General features: G+C 35.4%; 15 protein-coding genes. 12 read left to right on the top strand and 3 right to left on the bottom strand.

The window, feature by feature from the left end; genetic code table 11:
* Positions 1 to 9 precede the first annotated feature (9 nt).
* Positions 10 to 1,293 carry a glycosyl transferase family 1 gene (locus WH267_RS20655; protein ID WP_340010727.1) on the top strand — a complete coding sequence of 428 codons (1,284 nt, stop codon included), beginning with the start codon at positions 10 to 12 and terminating at the stop codon, positions 1,291 to 1,293.
* Positions 1,294 to 1,423: 130 nt separating this feature from the next.
* Here the strand turns inward: WH267_RS20655 and WH267_RS20650 are convergent, their stop codons facing one another.
* A complete protein-coding gene (locus WH267_RS20650; RefSeq protein ID WP_340010691.1) occupies positions 1,424 to 2,068 on the bottom strand; it encodes a hypothetical protein in 645 nt (214 codons plus the stop codon).
* 185 nt (positions 2,069 to 2,253) lie between these two features.
* Here WH267_RS20650 and WH267_RS20645 point away from each other — a divergent pair, with 185 nt between their 5' ends.
* The 6 genes from WH267_RS20645 (at position 2,254) to WH267_RS20620 (ending at position 8,946) form a co-directional block, all read left to right on the top strand.
* The gene (locus tag WH267_RS20645) at positions 2,254 to 3,231 is read left to right on the top strand and encodes a YpdA family putative bacillithiol disulfide reductase (protein WP_123318281.1); all 978 of its coding nucleotides are present in this window, start codon (positions 2,254 to 2,256) and stop codon (positions 3,229 to 3,231) included.
* A gap of 72 nt (positions 3,232 to 3,303) precedes the next feature.
* Positions 3,304 to 4,248 carry a hypothetical protein gene (locus tag WH267_RS20640; RefSeq protein ID WP_340010688.1) on the top strand — a complete coding sequence of 315 codons (945 nt, stop codon included), beginning with the start codon at positions 3,304 to 3,306 and terminating at the stop codon, positions 4,246 to 4,248.
* Between the two features lie 3 nt (positions 4,249 to 4,251).
* On the top strand, positions 4,252 to 4,539 hold the full coding sequence (locus WH267_RS20635) for a hypothetical protein (RefSeq protein ID WP_340010686.1): 288 nt from the start codon (positions 4,252 to 4,254) through the stop codon (positions 4,537 to 4,539).
* Positions 4,540 to 4,560: 21 nt separating this feature from the next.
* Entirely contained in the window at positions 4,561 to 5,277 is a 717-nt protein-coding gene (locus tag WH267_RS20630) for a hypothetical protein (RefSeq protein ID WP_340010685.1), read from the top strand.
* A 48-nt stretch (positions 5,278 to 5,325) separates the two neighbouring features.
* Positions 5,326 to 5,844, top strand: a complete 519-nt coding sequence (locus WH267_RS20625; RefSeq protein WP_340010684.1) for a hypothetical protein — start codon at positions 5,326 to 5,328, stop codon at positions 5,842 to 5,844.
* Between the two features lie 348 nt (positions 5,845 to 6,192).
* On the top strand, positions 6,193 to 8,946 hold the full coding sequence (locus tag WH267_RS20620; RefSeq protein ID WP_340010683.1) for a reprolysin-like metallopeptidase: 2,754 nt from the start codon (positions 6,193 to 6,195) through the stop codon (positions 8,944 to 8,946).
* Between the two features lie 84 nt (positions 8,947 to 9,030).
* Here WH267_RS20620 and WH267_RS20615 read toward each other — a convergent pair whose 3' ends face one another.
* Positions 9,031 to 10,212, bottom strand: a complete 1,182-nt coding sequence (locus WH267_RS20615; RefSeq protein ID WP_445223282.1) for an MFS transporter — start codon at positions 10,210 to 10,212, stop codon at positions 9,031 to 9,033.
* A 303-nt stretch (positions 10,213 to 10,515) separates the two neighbouring features.
* Between WH267_RS20615 and WH267_RS20610 the strand changes: the two genes are divergently transcribed.
* Complete coding sequence (locus WH267_RS20610; RefSeq protein WP_123318274.1) at positions 10,516 to 11,394, top strand: helix-turn-helix domain-containing protein; 879 nt, start codon at positions 10,516 to 10,518, stop codon at positions 11,392 to 11,394.
* A 90-nt stretch (positions 11,395 to 11,484) separates the two neighbouring features.
* Positions 11,485 to 13,425, top strand: coding sequence for an oleate hydratase (locus WH267_RS20605; protein ID WP_340010679.1), 1,941 nt, complete (start codon positions 11,485 to 11,487; stop codon positions 13,423 to 13,425).
* A gap of 134 nt (positions 13,426 to 13,559) precedes the next feature.
* Here WH267_RS20605 and WH267_RS20600 read toward each other — a convergent pair whose 3' ends face one another.
* Positions 13,560 to 15,230, bottom strand: a complete 1,671-nt coding sequence (locus WH267_RS20600) for a glutamine--tRNA ligase/YqeY domain fusion protein (protein ID WP_340010678.1) — start codon at positions 15,228 to 15,230, stop codon at positions 13,560 to 13,562.
* 154 nt (positions 15,231 to 15,384) lie between these two features.
* Here WH267_RS20600 and WH267_RS20595 point away from each other — a divergent pair, with 154 nt between their 5' ends.
* From WH267_RS20595 to eptA, 3 genes are all read left to right on the top strand, one after another.
* Entirely contained in the window at positions 15,385 to 16,515 is a 1,131-nt protein-coding gene (locus WH267_RS20595; protein ID WP_340010677.1) for an alpha/beta hydrolase, read from the top strand.
* A 691-nt stretch (positions 16,516 to 17,206) separates the two neighbouring features.
* Positions 17,207 to 18,034, top strand: coding sequence for a phosphatase PAP2 family protein (locus tag WH267_RS20590; protein ID WP_340010675.1), 828 nt, complete (start codon positions 17,207 to 17,209; stop codon positions 18,032 to 18,034).
* Positions 18,021 to 19,541, top strand: a complete 1,521-nt coding sequence (gene eptA / locus WH267_RS20585; RefSeq protein ID WP_340010674.1) for a phosphoethanolamine--lipid A transferase EptA — start codon at positions 18,021 to 18,023, stop codon at positions 19,539 to 19,541. Before WH267_RS20590 ends, eptA begins: the two co-directional genes overlap by 14 nt.
* Positions 19,542 to 19,615 lie beyond the last annotated feature (74 nt).

Here is a 19,615-nt window from a genome sequence, read left to right as displayed (position 1 = left end):
ACCAAAAGAATGGAACGAAAGAAAATATTGATTATCACCTATTACTGGCCTCCTGCGGGAGGTCCTGGTGTTCAAAGATGGCTGAAGTTTGCCAAATATCTGCCTGATTTCGGGTGGAAACCCGTTATCTATACTCCGGAAAACCCAAGCTATCCATTGTTGGACGAAACCCTGATGAAGGATGTTCCAAAAGATATTGAAATCGTCAGAACAAAGATCTGGGAACCTTATCAGCTGGCTGAAAAGCTTAATAAAAGCAACAAAAAATTCAAAGCAGGCCAATTTGATGTAGGAAAAAACCAGAGCTGGAAATCCAGACTTTCTATATGGGTAAGGGGAAATTTTTTTATTCCTGATGCCAGAGTTTTCTGGGTAAAGCCTTCTATTCAATTTCTGGAAAGATACCTGAAAGAACACAACATCGATACGATCGTAACTTCCGGACCACCCCACTCTCTTCACCTGATTGGATTAGGTCTAAAAAATAAACTTCCCAATATTAAATGGATTGCAGATTTCCGTGATCCATGGACAGAGATCTCGTATTATAAACACCTGAAATTAACCAAAAGTTCAGACCAAAAGCACCGCCAGCTGGAAAGTGCCGTTTTCAAAAATGCAGATATTACCCTGGCCACAAGCTATACAGATGCTGAGAATTTCAAAAAAGCCGGAGCTAATGCAGTTTGTATCACAAACGGTTTTGATGAAAGTGATTCAAACGAAGGAAATAAACAGCACAACAAATCTTTTGTATTAAGTTATATTGGAGTTCTGGAACAGCTTAGAAATCCGGAGAACCTTTGGAGGTCATTGGATGAACTGGTAAAGGAAAATGCAGAATTTGCAAAACATTTCAGCTTAAAATTTGTAGGAAGAATTGATGATAAAATCCTTCATACGATTGAAAACTCAAGCCTGAAAAATCATATCCTGAATTTGGGTTATCTTCCACACGGTAAAGCTGTTGAAGAAATGCAGACTTCAGAGATGCTGCTGATCACCAATTTCCCGAATGAATCTTCAAAAGGAATTATTCCCGGAAAAATATTTGAATATCTTGTAAGCGGAAAACAGATTCTTTCATTTGGACCGGATAAAGCTGATGTTGCTAAGATCCTTGAAGAAACCCATGCAGGAAAACATTTCAGTTATGATGATTCTGTGTCTGTAAAAAAATTCATTCTGGAAAAATTCGACCTTTGGAAAAACGGAAATCTTTCTGAAAACACTCAACAGATAGAACAGTTTTCAAGAAAAAATCTCACCAGGCAACTGGCTGATATTTTATAAAGAAAGGAAGCTGGAAACTGGAAGTTATAGAATTGGGAAAAACATTTGTTATTTTTAATTGTAATTAAAAACTACAGATGTTTTTTATCAATTAATGTTCTTCCAACTTCCTACATCCAGCTTATAGCTTTTAAATTGTCCATTGGTCATTAACAACAGCAATGAGATAATATTTTCCCTGAAATTCTTCAAATACAAAACGGAGTGTTTTCCAGTCCATTTCACTACTCTTTTCTGTTCCTTTGATATAGTTTTCTGTAAAATCGCTCTTAGGATAGATTTCTTCAAGATTATTCAGCGAGTTTCCTCTGCCGAGAAATGTATTGAAAGAATATTGAGAAGCTGTAAAATCACCAGAAAACACCCATTTTCTTAGATAATCATTGATCGTCGCTTTATAAGGATCCCCTGAACCGTCTTGCGCTCCCCAAGTAAACAATGTTTTGGTAGGCTGGTATTTTTCAAAATCTTCTTTCGAAAAATGCTTATCTGATTTCGGATCTACAAAAGCATACATTGAAAAATTAATCCCCTTCTCTGGGTGGATAAATGAAGCAAATTTCTTATAATCTTTAGCTTTTAAAGCCTGTAAAACCTCATCATTAGTCTTTTTAAGCGCTCCTTCTTTCAATGCTTTTTCTTTAGCAACTGCTGCACTGTCCAGCGGTTTCACACGGGTAACAGTATCAATCTCACTTGGAACTGGTTTTCCTGCCTCCTTTTTACAAGCTACTGCCAGTGCCAGTACCATCATTGAAATAAGTAGTTTTTTCATATTTTTAATTTAGTGGTGAATAAAAAAAGCACCAAAACTAATGCCAATACGAGATATAGAGAGTCTTAAGGTTTGACACCTGATCTATAAAACCGGATCTTTATTTTTACTTTTTGTTCCTAAGCGTCAATGATCTTATCCCTTCTGATGGATACAGTTTCCCAATTACATCGTACCTTTGTAATATGGAAATTTTGGATATTCTTATTATAGGAGCAGGACCTATTGGTATCAACTGTGCTATTGAAGCCAGTAAAAACAATTTGAATCATTTAATTATAGAAAAAGGAACTATTGTCAACTCATTGTACAACTATCCTTTGTATATGCGTTTCTTTTCAACAGCTGAAAAGCTGGAAATTGACGGTGTTCCTTTTATTTCTACCGCACCCAAACCGGGAAGACAGGATGCTTTGGAATATTATCAGGGAATTGCGCGGCAAAAACAGCTGAATATCCATCTTTATGAAAAAGTACTGAAGGTATCCAAAAAATCTGATGCATTTGATATTGAAACAACCAAGGGAAGCTACAGAGCTAAAAATGTAGTGATTGCCACCGGATTTTACGATATTCCTAACCTAATGAATATTCCGGGTGAAGAACTTCCGAAAGTAAAACATTATTATACCGAACCTTATCCGTATGCAAAGCAGAAAGTAGTGGTGGTAGGATCCAGCAATTCAGCGGTGGATGCTGCTCTTGAAACCTATAGAAAAGGTGCAGAAGTAACTATGGTTATCCGTCATTCCGAGATTTCAAAAAGTGTAAAATATTGGGTAAAACCGGATATTGAAAACCGAATCGCAGAAGGAAGTATTAAAGCTTATTTTAATGCTGAAATGACAGCAGTAAAAGAAAATTCCGTAATTTTTAAGGATGAAAATAATCAGATGCATGAGATTGAAAATGATTTTGTTCTGGCCATGACCGGCTACCTTCCTGATTTTGAATTTTTAAAAAATTCAGGAATTGAACTAAATGGCGATTGCCTGAATCCTTTTTATAACCTTGAAACCATGGAAACCAATATTCCCAATTTATATCTTGCAGGAGTCGTGTGCGGCGGAAAAGATACACATCTCTGGTTTATTGAAAATTCCAGGGTTCATGCTAATATGATTGTCAGTTCAATTCTTTGTAAGTGTACTGAAAATTCATAATTTTAAAACAGATCTAATTAATAATAAAAGCAGCAGATACAAATGGAGAGGAAAGTGTAGAAACATAAAGATATGATGAATAAATACTTGTTTTTGGGGGGCCTTTCTATTCTTCTGTTGAGTTGTAAAGAAGAAAAAGGACAGGATAAATTTCCGGATATTCCGGTTTTCCCAGCTACCTCTAATTCCAACATCGTAATACAGCCTGTAGTTAATGAGATAAATAAAATCTTATATAATGATTCTTCCCTGGTTTACAAACACTATCCGGACACTATCAGTTTTTATTCTGTTCGCACTGGTGTGAGTCATAGTATTAAGAGCGGTGTTTTCGTATATGGTGACGACTTTTTTATTGTAGAAAATAAAAACAAGGAATATGAAGCCCTTAATGATATTACATTAGAAAAACAGGACATAAAAATCATTGACGAATCTGCCAGATATAAAAGAGGAGAAGATAGTTTAAGAAGTATTCACACTCAAAAATCGGATTATGAAATCAACCAGATCAATGATTCATTGTTTATCCGGTATTTTTCTGCTGAATATAATATTCCGAAGGATAAAATTCCATATACAGATAATCTGAAAAAAGGAGATCTTTATGTACATACGGGGCAGGATCAATTTATAATATTGAATGCTCCTTATTCTTTGGATCAATTTCTAAACCCTTTGCTACAGCCCACAGAAAAAAAAATACTTCCTAAATTTAAAAGGCATTTCACTTCTCTTGAAGATGCTCAGCCTCCTAAAAATATTTTTAAGGAATATGACTATGCCATGATGAACAAATCCTGGGTATGGGGCGGTGGCGGAAATCATTATGTTTTATCCATTCCGTATAGGGTTGAAACTGGGTATTATTATATCGATATATTCATGAATCAACAGAAGGGGAAATTCAAAATAATGTCAAGCAGCGATCCGGAATTTAAAATCATTCCTCACAAAATCAACAACCAGCTTTATTTTGTAAATAACAGGCAATTGTATAAGGCTTTCACAAAATAGAAGATGAATACAGTAAATATTCTACCTATCATCCTATTAATACTACAGCTGGCCGGAATCAGTCATGTATGGTACTCTTATTTATATAAAGACGGCCAGATTCCACAGTCATTTATAGAATTGAATATTCTGGCTGTATTCAGTATTGGAGTCTTAACTCTTTTCCGGTTCAGATATTATAAACCTGGAAAAAAAAGAGGTTTATGGCTCTTTCCTGTTAGTATTTCATTTCTTATCATCCTTACTCTTCTTATTTCTTATACAGTAATGGGAATTGAAAAATACAGATAGTCCATATCAAACCTCTAAACCATGAAAATTAATCCTATTACTATTTTAAACATCTTAATTACCATTTTTCTGATCATTGCCATTATGGTTATTTTCCTGATGATAAAAAATAAGATGAATATTTATTACATTTCAGCGGCAGCTATGGTAAATTCCCTTCTATTTTTTATTTTATACACCATAAACAAAGGGGTTACCATGTCAAGCCCTACAGAAGAAATTAATAAGTATAAAGCAAAACTGGTATACCATCAGGATTTCTTTACAATTGCTACCTACACTCAGAATCAGATCATCTGCTGGAGTGAAATAGAAGCCATTTTCTTTATCAGTTCTCCACCTCTTGACGGAGAATATCATACTATGGAATATCGGATTTTTTTAAACAAAAAGCCTGAAACGGTACGCAAGCTGCCTCTTAAATGGTATGATAAGATCTTACCTGAGCCCAGACAGGAAAAATTCCCAATGGTAAAAATTGATGATTATTACAATGTTGATTTCAATACGTTTTACCCGTCTATTGAAAAGTTCTTACTTACCGAAAAAATATCATCTGCTTTCCTAAACGGTACATTTGGAAATGATGTGAAGTATACCCAAAAGCAAAATGAAATAATAGGTATTCCTTACAGTAAACCGCTAAAAACAACAGGCTTTTATAAGCTATTTGACAGGGGAACTTATGCTGATAATGGCAGTTTGAAAGATTACAGAGAGCAGGCAACAGAAATATAATTTTGTACCACGTAGTCCAGAGTAACAGAAAAATTTGAATTTTAGCCCATGAATGATGATAAATTAAGAACAATGACATTCAATCCGGAAGGTTTTATTCTCAATATTCCTATATTGGATGAAACCCATTTCTTTTCCTGGGATTCTATAGAGACGATTCTTTATGGTTCTGAAATACTATACCATGACCATTCAGAATTTATTATTTATCTGAACCAGCCGCCGATCATTAAATTAAAGGAAAACGCATGGTGGCTGAACAGACTTACCTTTTGGATGAAAAACAGAAAAAATAAAAAGATCAGAATCTCTGATGAATGGAACAGGGATTTTTCAGGCTTCATAAGTCATGTACAAAAATACCTTCATCATGTTCAGAATATTGATTTTGAAGAAAATAAAAGGAAAGGAACTCTTATCAGCAGAAACGAAATAAAGAAAAGTAACAGTTCTGTAACCACTGAAAAATGGAAACCGGAAAAAACAACAGATCTTCCATGGAAAATGGTATACGACAGGCATCACAGAACCGTTGAAGATATTTACAGCAGGGATAAAGGAATTTAAAATATCTCCAAAAGATCAGTTTTTGCTCATGTACAGAAAATGAGGAACTTTTCTACCTCATCACTGTATATATCTGCTTATTTCAAGCTATTACAAAATAAATTATAAGGCAGCCCAAAAATGGGCTACTTTATAATTTCATGCAATTATGATTTTATTCAAAAAAAAATATTATTCATAAAAAATAAACATTCAGTTTTTTTAGCACAATATTATTTTCAACGAAAAACAATCACAAAACAATGATAATCAATTATTTAACATAAAATAAAATATTTCAAACCTATGAGATTAATTTATACTTTTAACAACGTTATTATCAATTTAATAACCTAAAAAAGTAAAAACATGAAAAAAAAAATCTACCTATTTCTGGCCATTGCTGCCATAGGGAGCCAAAGCCTGTATGCACAGAATTTTTGGAAAAAGACAAAAGTCAATGAGAGAAATTTAATTGAATCCAAAAGAAACATTGGAGCTGATTACTCCAACACCTACTTACTGGATATCAATCAATTGAAATCAGTATTACAGACAGCTCCTGTATCCAAGACAGGAATAGCCACCCGATCTACTGTAACCATAGACATTCCCGGATTAGATGGAAAGTTTGAAAAATACAGTGTCTATGAAACTTCAAACATGGCTCCGGAATTGGCAGCAAAATTCCCGGATATCAAATCTTACAGAGGGGTATCTGTAAATGACCCCAGTAAAACCATCAGTTTTGCGCTCTCTCAAAACGGTCTAAAATTGATAATGTTTGCCCATGATAGAAAACCTGTGGTTATAGAACCAGCAACAAAAGAAGTATCTGTTTATCTGGTAAGCCCAGCTGTTCCCAATATATTATCGGACACCAGTAATTTTGAATGTTCTGTTGACGGAAAAAATATTGAGACCATTATAACAGCTCAAAGAAACACCAATGATCGGAAGTTCAGGACTTTCCGTTTAGCAGTATCTGCCGACGGAGAGTTTAGTACCTTCCATGGAGGAACTACTGCCAGTGCATTAGCCGCGATTAATGATATAATGACTGTTATTAATCCTGTTTACGAAAGGGATCTCTCTATCCATATGAACCTGATTGCCAATAATGATCAGATTATCTTCTTAGATAAGACTACGGATCCTTATAGTACGTTCAACTCCGCAAGCCCACAAGCTTCTGGCAATAAGATGGGAGGTGAAGTTCAAATGACAATGATTCAACGTATTGGTGAAGCTAATTATGATTTAGGTATACTATTATCCGGCCAAAAAACAGGAGGAGGAAATGCCGGCCTGATTTCATCTGTATGTAAGGACAGTCAGGGTGACCTTTTTCCGCTATTCCCGGGAATACTCATAGATAAAAAGAAAGGAGCTGCCTATATGGGATCTATGGGAGCTGGTCCTGCAGGTTTTGAATTTACTATAGCTACTGCTCACGAAATGGGACATCAGTTTGGAGCTAACCACACTTTTTCAAGAAATGAAGGAACTGGGGCTGGCTCTTATCTCGAACCTGGAAGTGGCGTTACTATTATGGGCTATCCTGGTATAACCGGAACTCATGATGTAGCTGATAAATTCAACGACCAGTTCCTTCATCACAGCCTCAAACAGATCAACAATTATATTACAACCACAAGCTGTGCAACAACAGTAGATATGGCAAATCATCCACCTACGGTGAATGCAGGTTCTGATTACAGCATTCCTAAAGGCACTGCATTCAAACTTACAGCTGCAGGAAGTGATCCTGACAATGACCCCCTTACCTATTCCTGGGAAGAATCAGATCTTTCGACTTCCGCCGGTTATTCTTTTCCGGATCGTAACTCCACAACAACTCCTAATTTCAGAGTATATTCTCCAACTCCCAGCCCTACCCGGTATTTCCCCCCACTTGCGGAAGTTCTTAATGGAAGTTTATACAGCACCTGGAACATGATTTCTGATGTTGCAAGAAATATGAAGTTTGTAAGCCTGGTAAGAGACAATGCCTCAGAAGGTGGACAAACAGCAAGTGATGAAGCCATCGTAAGTGTAGATGGCAACAGCGGACCATTCAAGATTACATCAGTTTCGTTAAACCAAAATTATCCGTCAGGCTCTTCTCATCTTCTTAAATGGGATGTAGCAGGAACTAATGCAGCTCCTATTAATACACAATCTGTAAATATCTTAATATCAACAGATGGAGGAAGTACATTTAACCAACTTGTTTCGAATACACCTAATGATGGAGAAGAAACAATTACGATTCCTTCTACTCCTTCACAGCAGGCATACATCATCGTAGAGTCGGTAGGCAATGTCTATTATGCAGCAAGTCCTGCATTTGCTATAGACTATAATGTTACCCTTAACTGTACTCAATACCCTGCGGCTAGCGGACCGTTTGCATTTTCACCAGGCCAAGGTAATCATGCTACTATGAATATTAATGTTCCTGTGACCGCTACTATTGAGGATATTAATATTGTTATAGACCTAAATTATACAGATATAGGGGAAACGGGTCTATTACTAACAGATCCATATGAACCTAACAAACAAAATATTTTCTGGTTAGGAAACTGTTCAGGAAGTAATACTTTAAAAGCTACATTTGATCAGGAAGGTGCATCTCCAATAGTAAGCTGTAATAATCTGAATTCCAATCCTACTGCAAAAATAGAACCTATAAGATTGGATCTAAGCAAGTATTACGGACAAAATCCTAATGGAACCTGGAAAATTCTTGCAGCACACACCTCATCACTGTTGAATAATGTTCAGCCTAATAACAGTTCTGGAACCGTAAATACTGCAGCTATAGAACTTTGCACCAGACAAACCGTTTCTTCTACTTTAGGTGCAAAAGAGACTGCCTTAGAAAAAGATGAATTCCAGATCTATCCTAATCCTTCTAATGGAAAGTTCAATGTCCTAATGAAAAAGAATGCTTCTACAGAGGTACATATCTTTGATATTGCCGGAAGATTGGTACACAGCCAAACCGGTATTACGAATGAAACCCGAATAGATCTGACCAGCTTTGCTAAAGGAAACTATATTATGGTCTTCAATGTAGGGGGTAAAAAAGTAGCTAAAAAAATCATTATCAAATAAATTTCAGATTTTTATTTCCAAGAAAAACCCAGCCGAATTGATTTCGGCTGGGTTTTGTATATTGTACAATAAACGGTTATGAATTTAAACCAAATCCTCTTCCACTTTCTTCCTATCTTTAAGCATCCACGGAATAACAAAATAGAATGCAATTGCGATTCCCATAGCCAGTACTCCGGTTCCAATCCATAGAATATTAAAACCTAATTTATCGGCAATCACTGTTCCTATATAAGGAGTAATAATAAACGCGATGGAAAATGACATCCCATTCAGTCCCATATAGGCTCCTTTATTATTCTCTCCGGAACGAAGAGCTGTAATGGTTGCCATAAACGGAAGCGTCCAGATCTCTCCTATACAAAGCAATGTCATGGATACCAATAGGGTAACCATACTATAATCAAAAGCAAGCATTGCATACGAAAATCCACAAAGGAACGTTCCGATCAGCATGGTAAAAGCCAGAGTAAAATATTTCTCTGAAAGCTGTACAAACCCCATTTCAAGAAGAACAATCAGAAAACCGCTGTATCCTAAAATATATCCTATATTCTGTTGGCTTAAATGAGCGGTATCTTTGTAAAAGATCGTGAGTGTACTGAACAGCTGGAAGAAACAGATCGAGAACAGCATACATAAGAAACAAAAAATTAAAAACTTATTGTCCTGATAAGGAGAATTTTCCTTTTTAACAGCTATTGCTTCCTTTACTTTTTTAGCTTCCTGTTTGGCCAGTTTTGCCCGGCCTCTGAAAAACCAAATGTACATTAACCCCGCCAATAAAGCAGCTAAAGCATTACTGTAGAATAAAAATTCATAGGAAATAGCAGATAGAATACCTCCTAATGCCGGACCGATGGAAAAACCAAGGTTTACTGCCATTCTGTTCAGGGAAAATGCTCTCGTAATATTTTCCGGTTTGGCATATTTTGTAATAGCAACTGAGTTTGCCGGACGGAATGTTTCACTCACAATACTCTGCGCTAAAATAATCCCGGCCAATCCCGCTTCTGTTGTGAAAAAAGGGATCATACAGAAGAGAGGCACACTGAGCAGTAAACTCAGGCTCTGTACACTATATTCCCCGATCTTATCCGTGATCATTCCTCCAAACCATGAACCTATCACCGAACCTATTCCAAAAAAGCTCAGGACAATTCCTGAATTTTCAATACTGAAATGTAAATGATTGGTCATATACACTCCCAAAAATGGAAGTACCATAGAACCTGCCCTGTTGATAAGCATTACCAACGCCAGCATCCAACTCTCCTGTGAGAGTCCTTTAAAAGAACTCGTGTATACATTTATCAGTTTCACAATAATATTTGGGGGGAAAAATTTGAAAGTGCAAAGTTAGGGAAAAATAGGCTCAAATACCTTTATTTTAAGCCTTTTTCTAAATAACAATCATAAAAATAAACAATCAACTGCATCCGAATAAAAACAAATATTTTAGACACATACCTCTAATAAACATTTATAAAATTCGTAAATTGCAGTAACAATAGGCTTTTTAACCTTAAATTTCAAAAAAAATCTATAAAAAATCAATCAACAGCAAAAATGGTAACCTACGAAAACTTACACGATACGCTGTCTTTTTATAGTATTGACTGCCGGCAATCCTATTATATCTCCTCCGGAAACCCCATTTTCGAATTTCCTAAAGCTCCTTTCAGGATGGATTATTATGCCCTATGCATCTGTACGGCAGGAGAAGTAAGTGTTGAAATAGACCGTCATCAGTATAAAGCTGATGCCCATAGCATTCTGGTTGCAGCTCCGTCTACTATTGTGAGATTTATGAAAACCAGTCAGGATTTCAGGATAAAATTATTATTCTTCGACAAGAATTTTCTGATCAAAAATATATCTAATCCTTTTATCATTGAGAAAATGAACCTGTTCTCCAACGGGTCCTACAGTATTGTAAAAACCTCTCCTAAAAATGCTTTGGTATTGCAAAACCTTTTGGATTACCTCAAAAAGAAATCCAGAAAACAGGGAAAATTTACTGAAGAAATTGTTCGCACTATTATTTTCAATCTTCTGCTGGAAACCGCCGAAATTCTGGATGCTAAATATGCTACAGATCCTGAAAAAGAAGAAGGGAAAAAGGATCTATATCTTAAATTCAGTCAACTTATCCGGGAAAATATCAGACTCCACAGAACCGTTCAGTTCTATGCCAATGAACTTTGTATTTCGAACAAATACCTTATTGAAATCATTAAAAAAGCCTGTGGCAAGACTCCTCATGAAGTTATTGATGAAACCCTGTTGAAAGAAGCGTATGTCATGCTGGGAAATCCGGACCTGACAATCTCGGAAATAGCTTTTGAACTTCAGTTCAATTCCACCTCTGCTTTTGGCCGTTTTTTTAAAAAGCACACTTCTCTTTCTCCTTCTGAGTATAGAATAACGGAAAATATCCAGTCGTAGGAATTTCGGGACACTAATTCTGACATTAGGGATATACATTGCTTTTTGAATAGGGGTACCTTTATCATGTTCATTAAAAACAACATAAAAATGAGTACGATCAATTCAAAATTCAACAAAGTTTTAAATACCTCTGACCAGTTTGGGAAAGTGAACCACGAACCGGATTCAAGCAAGGAAGTTCAGATTAACACTCCTGAAAAGACAATGCCTTTTTCAGACCAGATCGGAAACTATCAAAGAAATAAAGGAATTCCTTTACAATCCTACGAAAACAGTAAAATCTATATTGTCGGAAGCGGCATTGCAGGGATGTCTGCAGCATATTATTTCATCCGTGATGGCCATGTTCCCGGTAAAAATATTATCTTTCTGGATCAGCTGGCAATTGAAGGTGGATCACTGGATGGTGCCGGGAATGCAAAAGATGGGTATATCATCCGTGGTGGCCGTGAAATGGATATGACTTATGAAAATCTGTGGGATATATTCCAGGACATTCCTGCTTTGGAATTGCCTGCACCTTACAGTGTTCTGGATGAATACCGTCTCATCAATGATAACGATCCCAACTATTCAAAAGCAAGATTGATTCATAATCAGGGACAAATTCAGGATTTCAGCAAATTCGGGTTGGAGAAAAAAGATCAATTGGCGATTGTCAAACTTTTATTAAAGAAAAAAGAAGAGCTAGATGATCTGAGTATTGAAGACTATTTTTCAGAATCTTTTCTGAACAGTAATTTCTGGTTCTTCTGGCGTTCTATGTTTGCCTTTGAAAACTGGCACAGCTTACTGGAACTGAAACTGTATATGCACAGATTCCTTCACGCTATTGACGGAATGAAAGATTTTTCATGCCTTGTATTCCCTAAATACAACCAATATGACACCTTTGTTACCCCTTTAAAAAACTTCCTGGTAGAGAAAGGAGTACAAATCCAGTTCGATACTTTGGTAAAGGATCTTGATGTTCATATTAATACAGAAGGAAAAACAGTGGAAGGCATTATTACCGAGCAAAACGGAGAAGAAGTCAGAATACCCATCGGAAAAGATGATTACGTAATTGTAACTACCGGATCTATGACGGAAAGTACTTTCTACGGAGATAATAATACAGTTCCAGAAGTCACTATAGACAACAGCAGTGCCGGACAAAGTGCCGGATGGAAATTATGGAAAAACCTTGCAGCTAAATCTGAAGTTTTCGGAAAACCTGAAAAATTCTGTAGCCATATTGAAAAATCATCTTGGGAATCTGCAACATTAACATGCCGTCCTTCTGCATTTACTGAGAAATTAAAAGAATTATGTGTAAATGATCCTTATTCCGGAAAAACAGCTACGGGAGGTATTATTACGATTACAGATTCTAATTGGGTAATGAGCTTTACCTGTAACAGACAGCCACACTACCCTACCCAGCCGGATGATATTCTTGTAGTATGGGTATACGCCCTACTCATGGACCAAGAAGGGAACTATATTAAAAAAGCAATGCCTGAATGTACCGGAAATGAGATCCTTGCAGAACTGTGTCACCATCTTGGAATGGCAGATCAGCTTGATAACGTCATTGAAAATACGATTGTCCGTACTGCCTTTATGCCTTACATCACCTCTATGTTTATGCCCAGAGCTCAGGGAGATCGCCCGAGAGTGGTTCCTGAAGGCTGTACTAACTTAGGATTGGTTGGCCAATTTGTAGAAACCAATAACGATGTTGTATTCACGATGGAAAGCTCTGTAAGAACAGCCAGAATAGCAGTATACAATCTCCTTAACCTCAACAAGCAGGTTCCTGATATAACCCCATTACAATATGATATCCGCCATCTGTTAAAAGCAACTCAGGCATTAAACGATTATAAACCTTTCCTGGGAGAAGGAATTCTAAGAAAAATTCTGAAAGACACTTACTTTGAACATATATTGGTTAACCGTCCTGAAGAAAAAGAGGAACATGAATCTTTCTTTATGGAACAGGTGGGTAAATTCCAGGAGTGGATTAAAGGAGTGAAAGGTTAGAAAACTTTGAATGTTGGATAACGAAGATTTTTATCGCCACGAATGCACGAATTATTTTATGTATTTATGGTAAAAAATAAAAAACAGGACTTATTTCTAAGTCCTGTTTTTGTTTTATGGATTCCCGAAAATTATTAAGGTTTATAAGAATCTTTTAGTGTTACTGTACGGTTGAATACCAAAGCAGCATCTGTAGAATCCTGATCTTTTGTAAAGTATCCGATTCTTTGGAACTGAAGTGGTTCTCCCACAGCTACATCTTTAAGGCTTGGTTCAGCAAAACCTTGAATCGTATTTACAGATTCAGGGTTGATGAAGTTTAAGAAGTCTACATCTTTTTCAGCATCCGGCTGTTCTACTGTAAACAATTGGTCGTAAACTCTTACTTCTACAGGAATTGCATGTTTAGCAGACACCCAGTGAAGCGTTCCTTTTACTTTTCTTAAACTTTCTTCTGTTCCACTTCCAGACTTACTCTTCTCATCATAAGTAGCATAGATTGTTGTAATTTCTCCATTTTCATCCTTCTCTACTCTTTCAGCTTTGATGATGTATGCTGATTTTAAACGAACTTCACCGCCTAATTTCAGTCTGAAGAATTTATTATTGGCTTCTTCTTTGAAGTCTTCACGCTCAATATACAACTCTCTTGAGAAAGGAATTTCTCTGGTTCCTGCATTTTCCTGTTCAGGATTGTTTTCAGTTTCTACCCATTCTTCTTTATCTTCAGGATAGTTTTCGATAACTAATTTTACAGGATCTACTACAGCCATTACACGTTTAGCCACCTTATTCAGGTCTTCACGTACACAGAAGTCAAGTAACTGGATCTCAATTAGGTTTTCTCTTTTTGCCACCCCTACTTTATCAATAAAGTTTCTGATAGCAGTTGCAGTGAAACCTTTTCTTCTCATTCCGGAAATAGTAGGCATTCTTGGATCATCCCATCCTGTTACTACTCCTTCAGCAACAAGTCTTTGCAGCTTTCTCTTAGAAGTGATCATATAAGAAACGTTCATCCTTGCAAATTCTCTCTGCTTGTTTTTAACCTTTCCTTCTTCGTAGACCTGATCTAAATACCAGTTATACAAAGGTCTGTGGTTTTCAAACTCCAAAGAACAAAGTGAATGCGAAATTTGCTCTATATAATCAGATTCACCGTGTGCCCAGTCGTACATTGGATAAATTTTCCAAGCAGTTCCTGTTCTGTGGTGAGGCTTATTCAAAATTCTATACATAACAGGATCACGCATATTCATGTTGGGTGAAACCATGTCGATTTTTGCACGAAGAGACATTGAACCACTTTCAAATTCTCCGTTTTTCATCCTTTCGAATAAATCTAAAGACTCTTCAACAGGACGGTTTCTGTATGGAGATTCAATTCCTGGTTCTGCAGGATTCTTTCTCTGCTCGGTAATTACATCAGATGGCTGCTCATCTACATAAGCTTTTCCTTCTTTAATTAATTGTACTGCCCAATCGTAAAGCTGCTGGAAGTAATCGGACGCATACAAAACTTTATCCCATTTGAAACCTAACCATTCAACATCTTTCATGATAGAATCTACGAATTCCTGCTCTTCTTTTTCAGGGTTCGTATCGTCGAAACGAAGGTTTACGGGAGCGTTGTATTTTTCACCCAAACCGAAGTTGATGCAGATAGCTTTTGTATGCCCTACATGCAGGTAACCGTTTGGTTCAGGCGGAAAACGGAAACGGATCTGATCTTTATTCAAACCGTTAGCCAGATCATCTTCAATAATTTGCTCAATAAAATTGAGTGATTTTTTTTCTTCTTCCATTAAATTAGCTTTTGTTTTATAGCAAAAAAAGTGGTACAAAGTTACGGAAAAATAAGCGTTTTTGAAAATGTTAATTTTTAAGCTTTATGCATTGTAATTCAGTATTTTTCATTAATTTAGGAAAAGCTAAAACCATTGTACCAAATTATCGCTTATGGCTGTTTATATCTTAAGCAATCGGAAAATCGTCCGTCATAAAGGTGAAAAAGTGGATTCTTTTTCCAATGACGAATACTCAATTCCTAATTTCAGGATTGCAAAATGTGATTTTGATAATTATAAGGAACCCACCGCTGCGGCCAAAAAGAAAAAAGACTACACCAACAGAAACATCCTGAACTATAAACTGTTTTCAGAACCTGAAAAACAAGGCTATGAAGAAGTTCTGGAAGTTCTGCAGAATGAAAAAGGCATCAAAAAATCCTCTCTTACAGCCAATAATCTCGGCGGAACCCAAAGACTGTTCTACGAACTGTACAAAAATATGTCTGCCACTAAGGACCGAAGTGATGTACTGATATTTATTCATGGTTATCTGTACGATTTTGATGATGAATTAAAGGCTATTCTTGATCTAAAAAAAATATTCATTGACAATCCCGCTTCTCCTGTTGAACATATTTTATTTGTGAGCTGGCCGGCTTCTGGCAGTATTATTCCATTGAGCTATTTTGACGACAAGGCATCAAGCATCAACTCTGGAACATCATTGTTGAGACTGTTTTACTTTTACACTCAGTTTTTAAAGGATATTTTTTCAAACCGTGACCTCATCCCATGTAACCAGAGAATTCATATCATGGCTCACTCTTTGGGCAACAGAGTACTTCAAAGCATGCTTTACAGTCTTAAAAGAGAGAATATCCTCAGGGTGATTGATCAGGTAATCCTATTGAATGCTGATGTATCCTATAAAGTATTTGAAGATTCAGAAGATTCCTTTAATAAATTACCATTGCTTGCCAACCGGATTTCCATTTATCTGAACAGGCAGGATCTGATCCTGGGAATCTCACAGTTTACCAAAAATATTCTTACCCCAAGGCTTGGTAAAAACGGGCCGAGTGATATTAGCCCTTATAAGGATATCGTATCTATCATCGACTGTACTTTTGTGAAAGATGATGTACTGAGCAGCTTTAAATTTGAAGTCGGAAATCATTGGGGATACCTTTCCAGCTCTCAGGTTCAGAGTGATATTTTTCAGAATTTATATGGAATAGATAGGAATCTTATCACCAATAGAACAATAAATAACGAAAATATTTTCACAATTATTTCATAATGATTAATTAAAAAAATGCTATAAAATCAGACCTATGTTAAAGTTACCACAGACCTGACAAATGGCATAATCATTGCCAATTCAAATAATAGAGAATTACAATTTTTTTATCATGAAAAAGATTAAAAAAAAGTTTTCTTATATCTTGACCTATATAAGGAAAGCCATTTTTGTAAAAGATGTCATTTAATTACAACTACAATCTAAAAAAAAAACTATCCGAGCCAACAATTACTTTATTCCTTAAAACAAATCAAAATTTCATTTAAAAATTCCTACAGATCTATTGCAGGAATTTATTTTCTTGTTTTTTATAATAAATAATTTAAATCACTTCCACTAAAATTCTTTTTTTTAATTCTTAATAATGTTTGAGCGATTGATCATTTAATGCATTTTCTTACAATGCTAAAAAATATTCAAATTGATCTTTTTATAAAAAAAAATTCCCAACAATAAAACTGATCACTAGACAGTTATATAAATACACCCTAAGAAAAATAAAAAAAATGCCCCTTTTTTTTCTTGAGAAGTTTGAAATAAAGATGTTCAATCCGGGTGTAAAAAGTAATATTACTGAACAGCTAGGGATAAGAATTTAATCTAAAGAATTCCCCGAGGCAAGCCTCGGGGTTAAAAGAGAAAAAGTTTGAAAAACGGATGGTTTTTCAAAATAAGTAAATCAAATATTATGAATAAAACTATAATTGGTCATTATATTCACCCGGTCTTATTTTTATTGTATGTACCGTTATTTTTATTAACTTTAATCTTCTTCATTCTTTATAAACAGGATGCACTCAATACTGTTGCTTATATTGGCGTTCAAGAGCACTGGTTCTTTTTTTTAAATTCCAAATTATCACAATATCCCAAACTGCAATATAACTTAACTCAATTGGGAGATGCTCTTGTTCTTTTGCCTTTTCTATCCGTTTTCGTAATCTACATCCCAAAAATCTGGCAGTCTTTATTATCTGCATCACTTCTGTCTGCTTTATTTTGCAACCTTTTAAAAAGATTATTTACTGTACCAAGACCGGCGGCGGCATTTGATAATGAAAGCTTTGTCATCATAGGGAAAACATTATCTGGATACACCAGCCTGCCTTCCGGACATTCCATTACTATTTTTACAACGCTTACTATTCTGATGTTTACTTTTATGCCTCAGAAATCAGGGTATAAATTCATATGGTGCTGTTTTCTGCTCTTAACAGGATTAATTATTGCATTCACAAGAGTAGCCGTTGGAGCCCATTATCCTCTTGATGTCATTATCGGAAGTATTATTGGATATATTTTAGGACTTTTAGGTATTTTTATCAATCACCAATATAATATATGGGCATGGATTGGCAGTAAAAAATATTATCCGGTTTTTATCATAGCATTTACCATTGGTAGTATCATTTTAATTAACAAAATAATTAATGAAAATTTGATTATATTTTATTTGTCATTTATAAGCTTAATAATATCACTTTATATAATCACCTACACTTATGTTAAAAAATAATTTGAAATTATTGGATTTTGCCCTCTTAATGAGCTTTCTTAATTTCATATTCTTTCATATTCCCTTTTTTACCTTTGTCTTCAGTAAAGTTGATTATAAAAGTTTAAATGGCGTTGTGCTCATCATAAGTTTAATCATTCTCATGTTAGTTGCCAATGCTTTTGCGTTCTATTTAATCTTTTTCCTGTCGAGGATTGTTGGGAAAATTTTATTGGTACTTACCTTTATAATCAGTTCCATTGCGGTCTATTTTATCAATACCTATAGTGTTATCATTGATGAAAGTATGATTGGCAATATATTCAATACCAATTACGAAGAGTCCAGCAGTTTTTTTTCCATAAAATTAATTCTCTATATTATTTTCCTTGGTATACTTCCCGGCATTTATATCATTAATGTCAAAATCATTAGTATCCCACTAAAAAAGTTTTTAATCACATCTTCATTAACTCTGTTATTCATGATTGTTGTAGCATTTGCGAATGCAAGTAATTGGTTATGGATTGATAAAAATTCAAAAACATTAGGTGGTCTTGCCATGCCATGGTCTTATTCTGTTAATCTCTCTCTTTTTTACATTCATGAATATAAAAAAAACGAAAAAGAAATTTTATTACCTCCCGCTACCATTAAAAATAATGAAAAATCAGTTGTCGTTCTGGTTATCGGAGAATCGGCACGAAGCCAAAACTTCTCGTTGTACGGATATGGAAAAAATACAAATCCATTGCTTTCCAAAGAACAAAATCTACACAGTTTTAAAGCCACCTCTTGTGCAACATACACCACTGCTGGTGTAAAATGTATTTTGGAACATACTAATACAGATGATCTGTATGAAATCTTACCTAATTATTTATATAGAAATAATGTAGATGTTATCTGGAGAACAACAAATTGGGGGGAACCACCGGTGCATATTAAAAATTATCAATCCAAAGAAAACCTGTCTTCAAATTGCAAGGGGGAAGACTGCAATTATGATGGGATACTTTTAAACGGTCTCAAAGAGCAGATAGCAGCAAGCACCAAAAACAAAATATTGGTCATATTGCATACAAGTACAAGCCACGGTCCGACGTACAGTAAAAAATATCCATCCCGATTTGAGGCCTTTAAGCCTGTTTGCAATAGTGTTGAACTAGGTAATTGCTCTCGGCAGGAGCTTATCAATGCCTATGATAATACAATTGTTTACACAGATTACCTTTTATATAATGTCATTGAGGATTTAAAAAAATTAAAAGACTATAAAAGCACAATGCTTTTCGTCTCAGACCACGGAGAATCATTGGGAGAAAAAAACCTGTACATGCATGGAATGCCCCTAAGTATAGCCCCTAAGGAACAGTATGAAATTCCTTTTATAGTATGGGTTTCTGATGGCTCGAGACAACTAAAGCCTAATGATATAGTTTCTCAAAATCACGTGTTTCACAGTGTCTTAAGTTTCCTGAGTATACAAAGTCCAGTTTATAAAGAAGAGATGAATATATTTAAATAATGACCTCCCAACATTCATTTTTATTTTATTCAATTCTCGATATCTCACAATATTTACTTGTCTAAAAAATTGTA

This window comes from Chryseobacterium sp. MYb328 (assembly GCF_037572595.1).
Lineage (GTDB): Bacteria > Bacteroidota > Bacteroidia > Flavobacteriales > Weeksellaceae > Chryseobacterium > Chryseobacterium pennae.
Note: the sequence above shows the minus strand (reverse complement) of the source record. Positions and strands in the feature narration are given on the sequence as shown.